Raw genomic sequence first — 553 nt, forward strand, 5'->3', positions numbered from 1 at the left:
CTGGCGCGCCGCCGAAGCCCAGCTCGATGCCGCCCTGGCCGACCCGCAGTGGACCGCGCTGCTGCCCGGCGAGGGCGCCGAGCTGCAGACGCCGGCGCAGAAGCCGGCGGTGATCGTCGATATCGATGAAACCATGCTCGACAACTCGGCCTACCAGGCCCGCCTGGTGGTGGATGGCACCAGCTATGGCTCGGCCAGCTGGGCCGCCTGGGTAAGCGAGCGCCGCGCCACCCCGGTGCCGGGCGCGCTGGCCTTTGCCAAGGCCGCAGCCGACAAGGGCGTGACCATCGTCTACATCTCCAACCGCACCCACGACATGGCCGCCGACACCATTGCCAACCTGCGGGCTTACGGCTTCCCGGTGGAGGAGGCCAATTACTACGGCCTTGGCGTGGAAGTGCCGGGCTGCACCCCGCACGGCAGCGAGAAGGGCTGCCGCCGGATTGCCGCCGCCAGCCGCTACCGGGTGCTGCTGCAGGTCGGCGACCAGATCACCGACATGGCCCAGCTCACCAGCAACAGCCCGGCCGAGCGCGATGCGCTGTTCAACCAG

Annotated in this window: 1 protein-coding gene; it reads left to right on the forward strand. The window is 70.3% G+C overall.

Features of this window, described 5'->3' with window-relative positions:
* Window positions 1–553 (forward strand): HAD family acid phosphatase (locus ABB25_RS14030; RefSeq protein WP_275452798.1); only part of this gene is annotated, 553 nt, incomplete at both ends.

This window comes from Stenotrophomonas koreensis (genome assembly GCF_001431525.1).
Classification (GTDB): Bacteria; Pseudomonadota; Gammaproteobacteria; order Xanthomonadales; family Xanthomonadaceae; genus Stenotrophomonas; species Stenotrophomonas koreensis.